General features: G+C 64.6%; 13 protein-coding genes. 7 read left to right on the top strand and 6 right to left on the bottom strand.

Translation table 11 applies throughout. The features are described from left to right. Positions 1-192 precede the first annotated feature (192 nt). Positions 193-2,157: a SurA N-terminal domain-containing protein gene (locus AC0Z35_RS09070; protein WP_485131802.1), complete on the top strand. Its 1,965-nt coding sequence runs from the start codon at positions 193-195 to the stop codon at positions 2,155-2,157. A gap of 48 nt (positions 2,158-2,205) precedes the next feature. On the opposite strand, the gene AC0Z35_RS09065 is transcribed toward AC0Z35_RS09070, so the two are convergent. Then, the gene (locus AC0Z35_RS09065) at positions 2,206-2,856 is read right to left on the bottom strand and encodes an arylesterase (RefSeq protein WP_485131801.1); all 651 of its coding nucleotides are present in this window, start codon (positions 2,854-2,856) and stop codon (positions 2,206-2,208) included. Here AC0Z35_RS09065 and AC0Z35_RS09060 point away from each other — a divergent pair. Then, positions 2,855-3,532 carry an ABC transporter ATP-binding protein gene (locus AC0Z35_RS09060; RefSeq protein WP_046804971.1) on the top strand — a complete coding sequence of 226 codons (678 nt, stop codon included), beginning with the start codon at positions 2,855-2,857 and terminating at the stop codon, positions 3,530-3,532. The genes AC0Z35_RS09065 and AC0Z35_RS09060 overlap by 2 nt on opposite strands. Before the next feature lie 32 nt (positions 3,533-3,564). Here AC0Z35_RS09060 and AC0Z35_RS09055 read toward each other — a convergent pair whose 3' ends face one another. The 3 genes from AC0Z35_RS09055 to AC0Z35_RS09045 are packed head-to-tail and all read right to left on the bottom strand — an operon-like array spanning position 3,565 to position 7,310. Further along, positions 3,565-4,548, bottom strand: a complete 984-nt coding sequence (locus AC0Z35_RS09055) for an ABC transporter substrate-binding protein (RefSeq protein WP_120155411.1) — start codon at positions 4,546-4,548, stop codon at positions 3,565-3,567. Positions 4,549-4,573: 25 nt separating this feature from the next. Continuing rightward, positions 4,574-6,220 carry an ABC transporter permease gene (locus AC0Z35_RS09050; protein WP_120155413.1) on the bottom strand — a complete coding sequence of 549 codons (1,647 nt, stop codon included), beginning with the start codon at positions 6,218-6,220 and terminating at the stop codon, positions 4,574-4,576. Between the two features lie 13 nt (positions 6,221-6,233). Next, entirely contained in the window at positions 6,234-7,310 is a 1,077-nt protein-coding gene (locus tag AC0Z35_RS09045) for an ABC transporter ATP-binding protein (protein ID WP_485131800.1), read from the bottom strand. 245 nt (positions 7,311-7,555) lie between these two features. On the opposite strand from AC0Z35_RS09045, the gene AC0Z35_RS09040 reads away from it, so the two are divergent. The 3 genes from AC0Z35_RS09040 to AC0Z35_RS09030 all read left to right on the top strand — a co-directional run bounded on the left by AC0Z35_RS09040 (position 7,556) and on the right by AC0Z35_RS09030 (position 9,701). Next, positions 7,556-8,464: a LysR substrate-binding domain-containing protein gene (locus AC0Z35_RS09040; protein WP_219992436.1), complete on the top strand. Its 909-nt coding sequence runs from the start codon at positions 7,556-7,558 to the stop codon at positions 8,462-8,464. A 12-nt stretch (positions 8,465-8,476) separates the two neighbouring features. Then, positions 8,477-9,199 (top strand): phosphoserine phosphatase SerB, encoded by a 723-nt coding sequence (serB, locus tag AC0Z35_RS09035; RefSeq protein ID WP_120155420.1) that lies wholly within the window; start codon positions 8,477-8,479, stop codon positions 9,197-9,199. Between the two features lie 196 nt (positions 9,200-9,395). Beyond that, on the top strand, positions 9,396-9,701 hold the full coding sequence (locus AC0Z35_RS09030) for a hypothetical protein (RefSeq protein WP_104143899.1): 306 nt from the start codon (positions 9,396-9,398) through the stop codon (positions 9,699-9,701). A gap of 51 nt (positions 9,702-9,752) precedes the next feature. On the opposite strand, the gene fabV is transcribed toward AC0Z35_RS09030, so the two are convergent. Both fabV and AC0Z35_RS09020 read right to left on the bottom strand, forming a co-directional pair. Continuing rightward, positions 9,753-10,943, bottom strand: a complete 1,191-nt coding sequence (gene fabV, locus AC0Z35_RS09025; RefSeq protein WP_485131799.1) for an enoyl-ACP reductase FabV — start codon at positions 10,941-10,943, stop codon at positions 9,753-9,755. Between the two features lie 132 nt (positions 10,944-11,075). After that, a complete protein-coding gene (locus tag AC0Z35_RS09020; protein WP_485131798.1) occupies positions 11,076-12,035 on the bottom strand; it encodes a DMT family transporter in 960 nt (319 codons plus the stop codon). Between the two features lie 67 nt (positions 12,036-12,102). Here AC0Z35_RS09020 and AC0Z35_RS09015 point away from each other — a divergent pair, with 67 nt between their 5' ends. Both AC0Z35_RS09015 and AC0Z35_RS09010 read left to right on the top strand, forming a co-directional pair. Continuing rightward, positions 12,103-13,008 (top strand): LysR family transcriptional regulator, encoded by a 906-nt coding sequence (locus tag AC0Z35_RS09015; RefSeq protein ID WP_046804968.1) that lies wholly within the window; start codon positions 12,103-12,105, stop codon positions 13,006-13,008. Positions 13,009-13,420: 412 nt separating this feature from the next. Further along, entirely contained in the window at positions 13,421-14,467 is a 1,047-nt protein-coding gene (locus AC0Z35_RS09010; RefSeq protein ID WP_046804967.1) for a TRAP transporter substrate-binding protein, read from the top strand. Positions 14,468-14,532: the final 65 nt, after the last annotated feature.

Raw genomic sequence — 14,532 nt, 5'->3', positions numbered from 1 at the left:
CGCCCGCCTGGGAAGAACCTGAAGAGAATCTAAAGGCCCGATGCAAGTGAGAAATGCTAAAATCCGCCCGCTGATCCGGTAATAACCGGTATGGGAATAGGGCGAATCAAGTTCGCCCTTTTTTTTGCGTTTTCTTTTGCGTTTTCGTGCGGCTTTGGGTGGACACCCCCGAAGCGCGGCAACAGGGATTCCATGTTCGAATTTATTCGCAGCCATCGGCGCTGGATGCAGCTCATCCTGCTGCTTCTGATTGTGCCGTCCTTCTTCCTGGTCGGAATTCAAGGCTATGACAGCTTCATGCGCAAAGAGCCGGAGCTGGCCACGGTCGCTGGCCAGCCGATTTCTCGCGCCGAGTTTGATCAGGCGCACCGCAACCAGCTTGAGCAGATGCGTCAGCGTCAGGGCGCCCGCTTTGACCCGGCCGTCTCCGACACGCCCGCCTTGCGCGAAGGCCTGCTGAACCAGCTGATCAATCAGCGTTTGCTGGCCAACGTTGCCGTGGACAACCGCTTTAACGTGTCGGACGAAACGCTGCGCAACACCATCGCCGCGATCCCCGAAGTCCAGGACAACGGCCGCTTCTCGCCCGAGCGTTATCGCCAGGTGCTGGCCGCGCAGGGCATGTCGCCGACCTCGTTCGAAGCCGGTCTGCGCCGCGATCTGGCCGTGGGCCGCGTGCTGGACCCGGTGGGCCAATCGGCCCGCGCACCCGCCGAAGTGGTCGCCTCGCTGGAATCGGCGTTGACGCAACAGCGCACCGTGCAATTGCGCCGCTTCGCCGCCGAAGACTATCGCTCGCAAGTGACCGTGACGCCGGCCGATATCCAGGCCTGGTACGACGCCAACAAGCAGCAGCTGCAAATTCCCGAACAGGTCCAGGTGCAATATCTGGTGCTGGACGAAGCCGCCGCCACGCAGGGCATCCAGGTCAAGGACGAAGACCTGACGGCCTATTACGAGCAAAACAAGAACCGCTTCGGCCAGCCGGAACGCCGTCGCGCCAGCCACATCATGATCGAGCTGGCTCCTGGCGCCTCGGAAGACGCTCGCAAGGCTGCGCGCGCCAAGGCCGAAGATCTGGCCAAGCAAGCCGCCGCCGATCCGGCCAAGTTCGCCGAACTGGCCACCAAGAATTCGCAGGATGCGGGCTCTGCCGCCAAGGGCGGCGACCTGGGCTGGTTAGCGCCGGGCATGTTGTCCGGCCCGCTGGAAAAGGCCATTTTCAGCCAAACCAAGGACCAGGTGTCCGGCGTGGTTGAAAGCCCGGCCGGCCTGCACATCGTCAAGGTCACCGAGATCCAGCCCGCCGCCATCAAGCCGCTGGCCGAGGTCAAGGACCAGATCACCAATGAAGTGCGCAAGCAACTGGCCGCCGTGCACTTTTCGGAAATGGCCAGCCAGCTGAACAAGCAGGTCTACGACCAGCGCGACAGCCTGCAACCGGCCGCCGACGCGGTGGGCCTGAAGCTGCGCACCGCCTCGGGCGTCACCCGCGAAGGCCTGCTGCCCGCCGACAAGGCCGGCCCCGGCTCCGCCGCGGACAGCCCGGATGCCGAACTGCTGGACAACCCGCGCGTTCGCCAAGCGCTGTTCTCGGCCGAAGTGCTGCGTGAAAAGCAGAACTCGGGTGTGATCGAACTGTCGCCCGCCGTCATGATGGCGGTGCGCGTGGCCAACATCGAACCGGCCCACGTGCCTGTGTTGGACAAGGTCAGCGATTCCATCCGCGCCCGCCTGCTGCAAGAGCGTTCGGCCGAAGCCGCCAAGAAAGCCGGCGAAGCCGCGCTGGCGGCCGACAAGGCCAATCCGGCCGCCGCGCCGGAAGGCTTCTCGCCCGCCGTGACAATTTCGCGCCAGGACCCCAAGGACTTGCCGCAGCCGGTGGTGGATGCCGCGATGCGTCTGCCGTCCACGCCGCTGCCGGGTTACACCGGTGTGCAATCGGGCGCCGACTACACGCTGGTTCGCCTGGAAAAGGTTGAAGCCGGTTCGGTCGACGCTACCGCCAAGGACCGTCTGGCGCAGCAGTTGTCGGGCGGCCTGGGTCAGGCTGAAATCGAAGCGCTGCTCAAGATGCTGCGCGAACAGTACAAGGTGCAGGTGCTGCCCAGCGCCGCCGACGTCATTCGCGGCGATCAGCCGCAGGCAGCGGGCTGATCCGTCAGTACCCGGGGCCTTGTCGGTAAGGCCCCGGCCCTTAGGTTTTTAGTTCAAGAGTGGCTGTAACGTCGGCCACACGTTGTCCAGCAATTGGGCCTGTGCATCCTCGTTAGGGTGGATGCCGTCAGCCTGGAACATCGCCCGGTTTGTTGCCATTCCCTCCATCAGGAATGGCACCAGCCGGGCGTTTTCATTTTGGGCAACCGTGGAAAACAACTGCGCAAAGCGTTGCGAGTAGTCCCGGCCGTAGTTGGGCGGGATCTGCATGCCCACGATCACGACCTTGGCCTCGGCTTGCTTGGCAGCCTGCGCCATGGTGCGCAGGTTTTGTTCAGTCATCGTCAGCGACAAACCACGCAGCGCATCGTTCGACCCCAGTTCCAGCACCACGACGGCCGGCGCATGCTGGCGCAGCAGTGCCGGCAAGCGCGCCACGCCACCGCTGGTGGTGTCGCCGCTGATGCTGGCATTGACGACCTGGTACTTAGGGTATTGTTCGGAAACCCGCGCTGCCAGCAGCGGCACCCAGCCCGTGCCGCGCTTGATACCGTATTCGGCGGCCAGGCTGTCGCCCACCACCAGTACCGTGCGAGGCGCGGAACCCTGGGCTGGCACGGCGGTCTGAGCGTGGGCGGGAAGCGCCATGACGGCGAGACTCAGGGCGGACGTAAGACGCAGAAGGGAAAATAGGCGCATGGATAGCAAGAATTCGATCGAGGTGAAAGGGCTGGGCAAGCGGGTCGCCGATGCCGGCGGGACGCTTTCTATCCTGGAAGGCATTGATTTTACGGTCCAGGCGGGCAGCGCCGTCGCAATCACCGGAAGTTCCGGCTCGGGCAAGTCTACGTTGCTGGGACTGTTGGCCGGGCTGGATGTTCCCAGCGTCGGCAGCGTCCATCTGGCCGGCCAGGACCTGTTCGCGCTGGACGAAGACGGCCGCGCGCGCTTGCGGGCGAACCATGTGGGCTTTGTCTTTCAGTCATTCCAGCTGTTGCCGAACCTGACGGCGCTGGAAAACGTGATGCTGCCGCTGGAGTTGGCGGGCCAACCCGCGCGCGAACCGGCCCAGGCCATGCTGGAACGCGTGGGCCTGGGTGCGCGCTTGCACCATTACCCGCGCACGCTGTCGGGCGGCGAACAACAGCGCGTGTCGCTGGCGCGCGCCTTCGTGGTCGAGCCCGACCTGCTGTTTGCCGACGAGCCCACCGGCAGCCTGGACGCCGCCACGGGCGTCACCGTCATCGATCTGATGTTCGACCTGCACCGCGAACACGGCACCACGCTGGTGCTGGTCACGCACGACCCGCAATTGGCCGCGCGCTGCGCACGCCAACTGGTGTTGGCGGCGGGCCGGATGGTGCAGGGCGACTGACGCGCCCGGGCGGCCCCGGCCCCGGCCTTGCCTTACTTGGCCTTCGACACCGCCTGGTTCCACGCTGCAACCACCGCTTCGTACTCGGTGGCGGCCGCTTCCTGGCTGACCGGGAAGATCTTGATCGACGCCAGGTCGGGCAGGGTGGTCAGGCTGGCCACGGCCACGTCCGTGCGGGTCGGGCGGCGAAAGTTCTTCACCAGCTGCGCTTCCTGCGATTCCTTGCTGAGCAAGCCGTCGTACAGCGCCTTGGCCGCGTCCAGGTTCTTGGCGCCCTTGATGATGAACATGCCTTCGGGCGCCAGGTAGCTGCCCTCGGTCGGGTAGACCAGCTTGATCTCTTTTTGCCCGCCCGCCACGTATTCCTGCGCCGCGTATTCCAGCGTCATGCCCACCGCATATTCGCCCGCCGCCACGCCCTTGTAGGTGGTTCCTGACGACGCGGTAACGACGGCATTGGCGGCGATCTTGTCCAGCCCGGGCTGACCGAATTGCTTGTACAGCCCGTACACCAGCATGTACGCCGTGCCGCTTTTCGACGGATCGGTAATCGCAAACTTGTTCTTCCACTGTGGCTGCATCAGGTCCGACCAGGTGGCCGGCGCGGGCAGGCCCTTCAACTGGCGTTCGTTGACCATCATCACCATCACGTGCACGTTCGTGCCCACCCACAGGTCGTCCGGGCCACGGAACTCGGCCGGAATCTTGTCCAGGTCCGCCGAACGGTAGGGCTGCAACTGCTGGCGATACGCGCCCAGCGTGCCAAAACCGCCGCTCCAGAAAAGGTCACCGCGCGGGTTCTGCGATTCGGCTTCGATACGCTTCATCATCGTGCCGGTGCCGCCGGTGACGGGCTGCACGTTCAGCTTGGGGCTCTTCTTTTTGACCGCGTCCAAGGCGGTCTCGATGGTTTCCGTATTGTTCGACGAATACAGCACGACGTTCTGGGCGTGCGCCGCGCCGGCGGCCAGGGTTGCGGCCAACAGGCTGGTCTGGATCAAGTGCTTGATTTGCATGGGTAACCTTTAGAGCTTTAGGGGGTTATTTGCCGGAGAACAGCTTGATGCGAAACGCCTTGACCGACACGATGATGGGCAGCACGATCACCGTGACCAGCGCCGCGCCATAGGCCGACGCCATGCCCAGCCTGCCGCCGTCAACCTGGCGGAAGATGGCGATCGGCATGGTTTCCAGGCCGCCGCTATAGGCCACGATGGACGCGGACAGTTCCGAGATGGTCGTCAGCCACATCAGGATGGCGGCGGAAATGATCGATGCCTTCATGGCGGGCAGGATCACCTTGAAAAACGTCATCAGCGGCGACACGCCCAGGCTGATCGACGCCTCTTCGATGGAATCTGGAATGTTGAACAGCACGGACGACGCGTTGCGTACCGCGAACGGCAGGCGTCGCACCGTGTAGCACAGCACCATGATGCCGGCGGTGCCCGCCAGCACCAGCCAGCCCGTGTTGAACGTCTGCACCAGCGCAATGCCCAGCACCGTGCCCGAAATCGTCAGCGGCAGCACCACGATGTAGTCCAGCACCTGCGTGAAGGCGCTGCGTTTCTTGATCGTCAGGTAGCTGACCAGCACCGCGAACGCCACGCCCAACACCGTCGCCAGGGAGGCGAACTTCAGCGAATTCAGGATCGGTTCGGGCGCCCCGTGCAGCGCGCGCTGCATGCTGGCCAGCGACCACTGGCCCCATTGCATGACCGGCCCGCTGGTCTTGGTGAACGCGGCGATGAACACGATGATCAGCGGCAACATCGACACCAGGATCACCAGGCCCACGCCACCCGCGTACAGCACCGCCGTCCAGGAACGCACCCGCACGGCGGCCGGCGCGCGGCCCTGCGTCATGGTGTAGACCTTGCGTTCCACCACGCGCTTCTGAAAAAACAGCACGATGGCCACGATGGCAATCGACACGACCGACATGGCGCTTTGCAGCGTGGGGCTGCCGCCCATTTCGCTGACGAAGGTGTTGTACGTCATGACGGACAACAGCGGCACGCGGCTGCCCAACAGCATCGCCAACGCAAAGTTGCCCACCACCAGCGTGAACACCACCAGCGCGTTGACCAGCACGGCGGGCAGCAGCACCGGCACCAGTACGCGCAAGCGCGTCAACAATGGCGGCGTGCCCAGGCTGAGGCCCGCTTCTTCAAGCTGTCCGTCAAAGCCGCGCAACGCGGCCAGCACGCCCAGGTAAATGTAGGTGTAGTAGACGAGCGTCATGGAAAACACCATGCCCGTCCAGCCGTAGAACGATGGCAGCGAAATACCCACGTCGCCCAGCAGATTGGTCAACAAGCCGTTATTGCCCAACAGCAGCAGCCAGGACTGGCCCACGATGATCTCGGGAATCACGATGGTCAGCACCGGCAGGATCGCGACAAGGTTCTTCAACGGAAAGTCGTAGCGCGCCACCAGGTACGCGAACGGCACGCCCACCAGCACGGTGCAGGTAGTGACGGCCAGGCCCAGGATCAGCGTGTTGCCGAACGCCTCCAGGTATTGCGAATCGGCCAGCAACGCCTTGAAGCCGTCCAGCGTGAAGCCGCCATCCTGACCCGTGATGCTGTTGCCGAACAGCACTCCCAGCGGATACAGCACAAAGAAAAGAAGCAGGACCAGGCTGATCGCGGTCAGGATGCCCCAGGGCCACCATTTGATTTTCATGGCGCGCGCGTCCTCAGGCGTTGACGACGCGGCTGTCGGCGGGGATCAGCACCTGCACCGACTCGCCGGGCTGGAACTGCGCCACCATGTTGCCGGCGTGCAGCTCGACGCGGATCTCCGTGCCGTTGTCCAGCGCGATGCGGTAGGCGGTCTTGAAGCCGAGGTATTGGCGGCGCAGCACCTTGCCGGGCAGCGTATTAGGCACGTAGGGCGTGGGGGCCATCAGCGCCAGCTCTTCGGGGCGCGCGATCAGCACGCCGTTGGCATCCAGCCGCGCGCTGCCTTGCACCCCATCAAAGCCCAGCCCGCACAGTTCATAGCGCACATGCCCTTGCGGGGCGCCGGCCAGCCCGGTTTGCGCGGGCACCGGGATGACGTTGGCCGACCCGATGAAGTCGGCCACGTAGGCGTTGACCGGCGTGCCGTACAGGTCTTCCGGCGTGCCCAGTTGTGCAATGTTGCCGTGGTCCATGATGGCGATGCGGTCCGACATGGCCAGCGCTTCTTCCTGGTCATGCGTGACAAATACGGTGGTGATGCCCGCTTCCCGCACCAGGTCCAGGATGACGTCGCGCATCTGCAAACGCATCTTGGCGTCCAGGTTGGACAGCGGTTCATCCATTAGCAGCACGCGCGGCCGGATCACCAGCGCGCGTGCCAGCGCCACGCGCTGGCGTTGGCCGCCGCTCATCTGGGCGGGGTAGCGGTCAGCCAGTGCCAGCAGGCCGACGTTGTCCAACGCCTCGTTCGCGCGCCGCGTGATCTCGGCGCGGGCAACGCCCCGGGCGCGTAGCCCATAGGCCACGTTGTCGAACGCGGTCTTGTCCGGGAATAGCGCGTAGTCCTGGAACACCATGCCGATGTCGCGGCGGTGCGCGGACACGTGTGTCACATCGTCCTGGTCGAACAGCAGGCGGCCGCCATCGGGCGCATAAAAGCCCGCAATGCAGCGCAGCAAGGTGGTTTTGCCGCAGCCGCTGGGTCCCAGCAGCGTGTAGAGCGCGCCGTCGGGTATGTGCAGTGACAAATTGCTCAACACCTGCTGTCCGCCAAATGTCTTGGCGATGCCGTCTACCGTAATCGATGCCATGTCAGTTCCTGCTTGGGTTCCCGGCATCATAGGAACGCGCCCCGGCCGCGACCAGCAGTGTTTTTTAAGGCATGGCGTTAGATTTTCTAAGAGGTCGGCCACGCCGCTATCCCATAGAATGCGGCAGAACAGAACAGGACAGGTGTGGCCCGGCCACGCCGCCAATAATTAGACGACAAGGGAAATCGTGGGAAAGAGCAGCACACACTGGCGCCCGGCGGGCGTGCGGGCGGGCGGCCGCTGAAATGGCGGGGCAAATCCTGCCGCCGCTCAAAGCCCTGCGCGTGTTCGAAGCCGCGGCGCGGCTGCGCAGCTTTACGGCCGCTGCCGACGAACTCAGCATTACGCACAGCGCGGTCAGCCAGCAGATACGCGTGCTTGAAGACTATCTGGGGCAGCCGCTGTTCGCCCGCGAGGCGCGTGGCGTGGCGTTGCTGCCGGGCGCGCAGGCATATTTTCCTGAAGTGCAGGCCAGCCTGGAACGCATCGCCGCCGCCACGGCCAAATTCAAGGCGCCCGCCTATGGTGGCGTGCTGCGTGTGTGCGCCACGCCGTCGCTGACCATGAAGTGGCTGATCCCGCGCCTGTCCACCTTCCAGGGGCAGCACCCCGGCATCGATGTACAGCTGACGACACAGGCCCGTCCTTATCTGGACCGGGGTGGCGACACGGGCAGCGACGTGTTGATCCGGCACGGCTTCATGGCGCATTCCGAGCTGGCATGCGTGCACTGCCTGGACGACTTTCACGTGCCCGTGGCCTCGCCGCGCTTTATCGAGCGCAACCGCTTGCGGGCGCCCGCCGATTGCCTGGGCCATCCGCTGCTGAAGATATCGGGCGGCATGGACCACTGGCCCCGCTGGTTCGCGCTGGCCAAGGTGGATGTGCCGCCGCAATTGCCCGGGCCTGTGTTCGACCACCAATTCCTGTGCATGCAGGCGGCCATGAACGACCTGGGCATCGCGCTGGCGCCGTGGTGCCTGCTTGAAGACGATATACGCGCCGACCGATTGCGCCCCTTGTTCGAGCAGCCCCATCTGCCCAACGCCGGCATCCACGCGCTGTACCGTCAGGACGGCCCGGCCGCCGCCGCCGCGCAGCTGTTCATCGCGTGGCTGTGCGCGCAATCGCCCAGCCTGCCCACCTCCACCTGAACCGAGGCACCCATGTTTGAATCGTCCGCCGTACCCGGCTTGCATTGGCGCGGCATCACGCCGCCGTTGTCCCTGTCCGACTACCAGGTCATTGCGTTTGACATGGACTCCACGCTGATTTCCATCGAAACGCTGGATGAAATGGCGGACCTGATGGGCAAGAAGGCCGAGGTGGCGGCGCTGACCGAAGCCGCCATGCGCGGAGACCTGGTGGACTACAAGCAAAGCCTGCGCGATCGCGTCGCCTTGCTGGCCGGGATGCCGCAAGCCTGGCTGGATAAGGTCTACGACGAACGCGTACGCATCAATCCCGGCGTTGAAACCTTGATCGCGGCCTGCAAGGCGGCGGGCTTGACCTGCCTGCTGGTCACCGGCGGCTTCACCTGTTTCACCGACCGGCTGCGCGCCCGGCTGGGGTTGGACGACGTGCGCGCCAATGTGCTGGAGGTGGTCGACGGGAAACTGACCGGCAGGCTGCTTGCGCAGCCGTGGGGCGATATCTGCGACGGCGAGGAAAAGCGCCGCAAACTGGAGCAGGTGTGCGCGCAGCGCGGGGTAGGGCTGGACCGCGCGATCGCGGTGGGAGACGGCGCGAATGACCTGCCGATGATGCGCGCCGCCGGGCTGTCCGTCGGTTATCGGGCCAAGCCCGCCGTGCGCCAGGTCGTCAATGTGGCCATCGACGAGGGCGGATTGGACCGCTTATTAGAGATCCTGACGAAAAAGGCGAAGTAAGCGGCGTTTTTAGACTTAATCCAAATTGATACGAAAAAATCTTCAGAGTAGTCTGATTGACAACCGAGACATGGAATTGAAAACGGCGCATTGCGATACGCGCCGCGATGCCAAGGGGATACCAAGGTGATGTCTGGGGAGTGCCCTCTGGCGGGCAAACGCGCTTGCCAGACGTTGCCAACGCCCTGGAGCCGCCATGATGATTCGTTGTTCAGCGTTTGTTGTGTTTGTCGTCGCCATGCTTGCCCCCATGGCGGTCAGCGCCGCGGGGGGCATCATCCGGTTCTCCGGCATGATTGTCGAACCCACCCGTTGCCAGGCCAGCCCGTCGCGCGAAGCTGCGCGGACCACGCCGCGCATCGTCTGTGCGGCTGCCGCCGGCCGCCCGGCCACCGCGACCGACAGCGTCGTCAAGGTCAGCACGAAGGCATTGCAGCCCTTGCCTGGCAGGGGCGGTGCGCGCGATGTGCCGCACCGGCTGGTCACACTGGAGTATCTGTGATGCGATGCGCGCGGCCGTAGCACGGCCGGCGCGCGCACTGAACGCCCCTGATCAGATCAGGCCGCGTATTTCCACGGCGGGGTCAACGTCGGCCTCGTAGTCCACGCCATCGATCTCGAAACCGAACAGGCGCAGGAATTCCTGCTTGTAGCCGGCAAAGTCGGTCAGCTGATAGATGTTGTCGCTGGTGACCTGGTGCCAAAGCGCCTGCACGGCTTCTTGAACCTTCGGATCAAGTTCCTTGTAGTCGGCGCGCAGGCGGCCCTGGGCGTCCAGGATCGGCGTGTCGCTGCACAGGCTGTCGCGGTACAGGCCATACACCTGTTCGATGCAGCCTTCGTGCGTGCCTTGCTCTTTCATGGTCTTGAACAACAGCGACAGGTACAGCGGCATCATCGGGATGGCCGAGCTGGCCTGCGTGACCACCGCTTTCAGCACCGACACCCGGGCGTCGCCGCCGCGCGCGGCCAGCTTGGCGCGGATATCCAGCACCTTGTCGTCCAGGTCTTTCTTGGCGGCGCCGATCGAGCCGTTCCAATAGATGTCGTGGGTGATCTTTTCGCCCAGGTAGGTGAACGCGGTGGTCGTGGCCCCTTCGGCCAGCACGCCCGCTTCAAGCAGTGCGTCGATCCACATCTGCCAGTCTTCACCGCCCATCACGGCCACGGTGGCGTCGATCTCGGCCTGCGTGGCCGGCTCCAGCACGGACTCCTTGACCACTTCGCGGTCGGTGTCCAGGCCGCGCAGGTTCACGGCGTGGCCGATGGGTTTGAGCGTGGAGTTGAACACCTGGCCCGTCTTGGGGTGCGTGCGGCGCGGGGCGGCCAGGCTGTAGATGACCTGGTCAACCCGGCCCATGCCTGCCTTGATGGCGGCAATGGTCTTTTGCTTGATCTCGTCCGAGAACGCGTCGCCATTGATGCTTTGCGCCGCCAGGCCGTGCGCCTGGACCGCCTTGTGGAAAGCGGCGGTGTTGTACCAGCCCGGCGTGCCGGCCTTGGCGGCGTCTGCCGGGCGTTCGAAAAAAACGCCCAGCGTTTCCGCGCCACAGCCGAAGGCCGCGCTGATGCGCGCCGCCAGTCCATAGCCGGTGGACGCGCCCAGCACCAGCACGCGCTTGGGGCCCCCGGCGATGGGTCCTTGCGCCCGGACGTAGTCGATCTGCTTGTTGACGTTGGCCTCGCAGCCTACGGGGTGGGTGGTAACGCAGATAAAGCCGCGCACGCGGGGCTTGATGATCATGAAGACCTCGTTCGGGGAAATGCCGGATGCCGGGAAAGCCGATGCGCCAAAGCGCAAAAAGCGTCGAGCATTGTACGGGAGCGGCTTCGCGCGCGCTGGCGGGCGGGGCGGGTGGGCAGGAAAGGCCCGCGCTTAGCGGGCGCCCGCGCGGGCCGCCGCGGCGCTGATCACCATGCTGCGCCGCCATTCGATCAGGCCGATGCCGATGCCGCTGGCGCAGATGATCGCGATACCCAACCACGTAAGCGGGTCGGGAAAGTGTCCCCAGACCAGCCAGCCCACCGACGTGGCGCTGATGATTTGCAGGTAGATGAAGGGCGCAAGCGTGGATGCCGGCGCGCGGCGGTAGGCGGCGATCTGGAATAGATGTCCAACCCCGCCCGTCAGGCCGGTCGAAATCAGCAAGAACCAATCGAATGTGGATAGTGATTGCAAAACGGGCAGGGCGGCCGGCAACACGAAAGGCAGGGTCAGCGTGAGGCAGGTGGTGCCCACCGCGCCGCTCCAGATCAAGGACGTGAACGGGTCATCGCCCGCCACGCGCCGCGTGGCAATGAACTGCGCGGCGAAGCAGCACGCGGTCAGCAGGCCAAAAATGGTGCCGATGGGATGCAGCCCGCCGCCGGGACGGATCACGATGATGACGCCGATAAACGCGATGCCCGCCGCCACGAAGCGCGACAGGCGGGCGGGCTCTTTCAGAATCCAGGGTGCCAGGGACAGCACCAGCAGGGGCGCCAGGAAGTTGATGGCCGTGGCCTCGGCCTGCGGAATGTAGCTGAGCGTCGTGAAGAACATCAGCGTGGCCAGGAACATGGAGCCGCCGCGTATCAGTTGTTCGCGCGGCTTGTTGCTGCGCAGCACACGCAGCCCGCGCGCCGGCAACACCAGCGCCAGCACCAGGATCAGGTGCACCACGTAACGGAACCACGACAGCACCAGCAGCGGCACGCCCGCGTTCATGACCCACTTTCCGCTGGCGTCCAGACAGGACAGCGTCCACATCGATAGCACCAGCAGCAAGATCCCGACGAGCGGGCCGCGCGAGGCGGGAGCGGGGGCTTGTGGGCGACCTGGATCGGCCGGGGGCATGGACGGGCTCCTGATGGGGAAATGGGCGGCTGCCATGATACGCTCATCGCGCCGGGGGAACAGGCCAATGATCGAACTACGTAACGTCGAAACTTTTTTTTGGGTCGCCACGCTGGGCAGCTTTCGCGCCGCGTCCGACAAGCTCAACACCACGCAACCTGCCGTGTCGCAGCGCATCGCCTCGCTGGAAGCAGACCTGGGCGTGCGGCTGTTCGAGCGTGACGCGCGCGGCGTCAAGCTGACCGCCAAGGGGCACGAACTGCTGTCGCACGCCGAACGCATGCTGCAAGTGCGGCGCGATATGTTCGAGGCGGCGCGCGAGCAGAACGTCATGACCGGCACGGTGCGTATCGGCGTGGCGGAAACCATCGTGCAGACGTGGCTGCCCACGCTGATCGAACTGATCCATTCCACCTATCCCGCGCTGGTGCTCGAGATCGAGGTGGATACCACCCACGTGTTGCGCCCGCACCTGATGTCGCGCCAGATCGACCTGGCGTTCCTGATGGGGCCGGTGCTTGAGGCCCGTGTCGAAAACCTGCCGCTGTGCAGCTACCCGCTGGCCTGGGTGGCCAGCCCCACGCTGGACCTCGGCCCCGAGCCGCTGACGCTCGAACGCATCGGCAAGCTGCCCATCATCACGTATCCGTCCAACAGCTCGCCGTACCGGGTCGTGCGCGACATGCTGACGCGCGCGGGCGTGGCCTCGCCGCGTATGTATGGCAGTGCGTCCATGTCCATGGTGGTCCGAATGACGCAGGACGGCATCGGCACCAGCGTGATCGCGCCGGTGTTCCTGGGCAAGGAACTGGCGCGGGGCGAACTGCGCATTCTGCGTGTGCAGGCCGACCCCTTGCCTGAACTGAGCTTTACCGCAACCTGGGTGCAGGGGCCGGATAGCCACGCGGTCAGGGTGATTGCGCAGATGGCGCAAAAGGTCGCGGCGCAGGCCGGAGACGGCATTCCCGCCTAGGTGTTTTCCCCCAGAGGGGGCACGGAGCCATCCCGCGTTCCGGGCAGCCGGACACCCGTCCCTGCCTGCCCAACCGCCTGAAAAGCCGCGCCAGGCCGTCGTTTGCGTAAACGGCCCGACAACGATTCGGCGAGACCCAAGAAATATTTATACCCCCACATCGCAACATACGATTGGACGCTTGCCGCCCCGGACGATGCAATGGCGAAACAGCAAAAATGCAACGCCTGGATACACAGTGCGGGGGAAAAGCATGAACCATCTTTCGAGCCTATTCCGGACCTTGGCGCCCAGCCCTCGGCCGCGCCTCGCACGCGATCTTCGCGCCTGATTACCTGAACCAAACCGCGCGCGACACGGGTAACGGGATCCCGCGCGCGACAGACCATCCCGCCAGCCAGGAGTTTTGTCCATGAAGAAGTCTCTTGTTTTTGCAGCCGTCGCCGCCAGCATGCTTGCCGGCGCCGTCCACGCACAGGACCTGCCCAAAACCCAGTTGAAGGTCGTGGGAGGCCTGTCCAACCTGACCGCCTATAACGACTACGAAAAGCCGTTCTGGACGAAGACCATTCCCGAGCTGTCCAAGGGCCAGGTCACGGCGGAAATCAAGGGCTTCAACGAAATGGGCCTGAAGGGCCCCGAGTTGCTGCGCCTGATGTCGCAAGGCGTGATTGAATTCGGCACCGCCACGCTGTCGTACTTCGCCAGCGACAACCCCATCAACGAAGCCATCGACCTGGCCGGCCTGGCGCCCGACGTCAAGACCGCGCGCGCCGTGACCGACGCGTTCGAACCCGTCTACGCCAAGCTCTACGGCGAAGGCAACAACGTCAAGCTGCTGGGCATCTCGACCTATCCCGCCCAGGTGCTGTTCTGCAACGCAGACATCAAGGGCCTGGCCGACATCAAGGGCAAGAAGGTTCGCACCAGCAGCCGCACCACGGCCGAATTCGTTGAAGCGCTGGGCGGTTCCAGCGTGACGATGGCCTTCGGTGAAGTGGTGCCGGCGCTGCAAAACAAGGTGGTCGATTGCGCCATCACCGGTTCGTTGTCGGGCTACTCGGCCAAGTGGTACGAAGTGTCCACCCACCTGGTGGCGCTGCCGATCAACTGGAACCAGCAGATTCACGCCGTCAACCAAAAGGCCTGGGACAAGCTGGACCCCGCCGTGCGCACGTTCCTGCAAGCCAACGTGAAGACGCTGGTGGACAACATTTGGGAAGCCGCTGCCCGCCAGACGCAGGAAGGCTATGACTGCAACACCGGCGCCGCCGCTTGCCCGTTCCCGGTCAAGGGCAAGATGGTTCTGGTGCAACCGTCGGATGCTGACCGCGCGCTGCTCAAGAAGGTTGCGCAAGAAGCCGTGTTGCCCAAGTGGGCAGCCCGTTGCTCGGCACAGTGCGTGAAGGACTTCAACGCCACCATCGGCAAGACGCTGGGCCTGACCGCCAGCAAGTAAGCGCTGGACAGCGCCGCCGCATCGCGCGGCGGCGCGCTTTTCCGCAAGTCATACCGGGCGCTAGC

It is taken from the genome of Achromobacter sp. 1L-A-4-B-C2, from assembly GCF_057291955.1.
This window is presented reverse-complemented; position numbering and strand designations above follow the sequence as displayed.

Excerpts from the sequence above, each read along its gene's own strand:
- fabV (WP_485131799.1), bottom strand. The coding sequence starts at position 10,943 with ATGATCATCAAGCCCCGCGTGCGCGGCTTTATCTGCGTTACCACCCAC.
- AC0Z35_RS09060 (WP_046804971.1), top strand. The coding sequence starts at position 2,855 with ATGGATAGCAAGAATTCGATCGAGGTGAAAGGGCTGGGCAAGCGGGTC.
- AC0Z35_RS09070 (WP_485131802.1), top strand. The coding sequence starts at position 193 with ATGTTCGAATTTATTCGCAGCCATCGGCGCTGGATGCAGCTCATCCTG.
- AC0Z35_RS09050 (WP_120155413.1), bottom strand. The coding sequence starts at position 6,220 with ATGAAAATCAAATGGTGGCCCTGGGGCATCCTGACCGCGATCAGCCTG.
- serB (WP_120155420.1), top strand. The coding sequence starts at position 8,477 with ATGTTTGAATCGTCCGCCGTACCCGGCTTGCATTGGCGCGGCATCACG.
- AC0Z35_RS09020 (WP_485131798.1), bottom strand. The coding sequence starts at position 12,035 with ATGCCCCCGGCCGATCCAGGTCGCCCACAAGCCCCCGCTCCCGCCTCG.
- AC0Z35_RS09065 (WP_485131801.1), bottom strand. The coding sequence starts at position 2,856 with ATGCGCCTATTTTCCCTTCTGCGTCTTACGTCCGCCCTGAGTCTCGCC.
- AC0Z35_RS09030 (WP_104143899.1), top strand. The coding sequence starts at position 9,396 with ATGATGATTCGTTGTTCAGCGTTTGTTGTGTTTGTCGTCGCCATGCTT.
- AC0Z35_RS09015 (WP_046804968.1), top strand. The coding sequence starts at position 12,103 with ATGATCGAACTACGTAACGTCGAAACTTTTTTTTGGGTCGCCACGCTG.
- AC0Z35_RS09055 (WP_120155411.1), bottom strand. The coding sequence starts at position 4,548 with ATGCAAATCAAGCACTTGATCCAGACCAGCCTGTTGGCCGCAACCCTG.
- AC0Z35_RS09040 (WP_219992436.1), top strand. The coding sequence starts at position 7,556 with ATGGCGGGGCAAATCCTGCCGCCGCTCAAAGCCCTGCGCGTGTTCGAA.
- AC0Z35_RS09010 (WP_046804967.1), top strand. The coding sequence starts at position 13,421 with ATGAAGAAGTCTCTTGTTTTTGCAGCCGTCGCCGCCAGCATGCTTGCC.
- AC0Z35_RS09045 (WP_485131800.1), bottom strand. The coding sequence starts at position 7,310 with ATGGCATCGATTACGGTAGACGGCATCGCCAAGACATTTGGCGGACAG.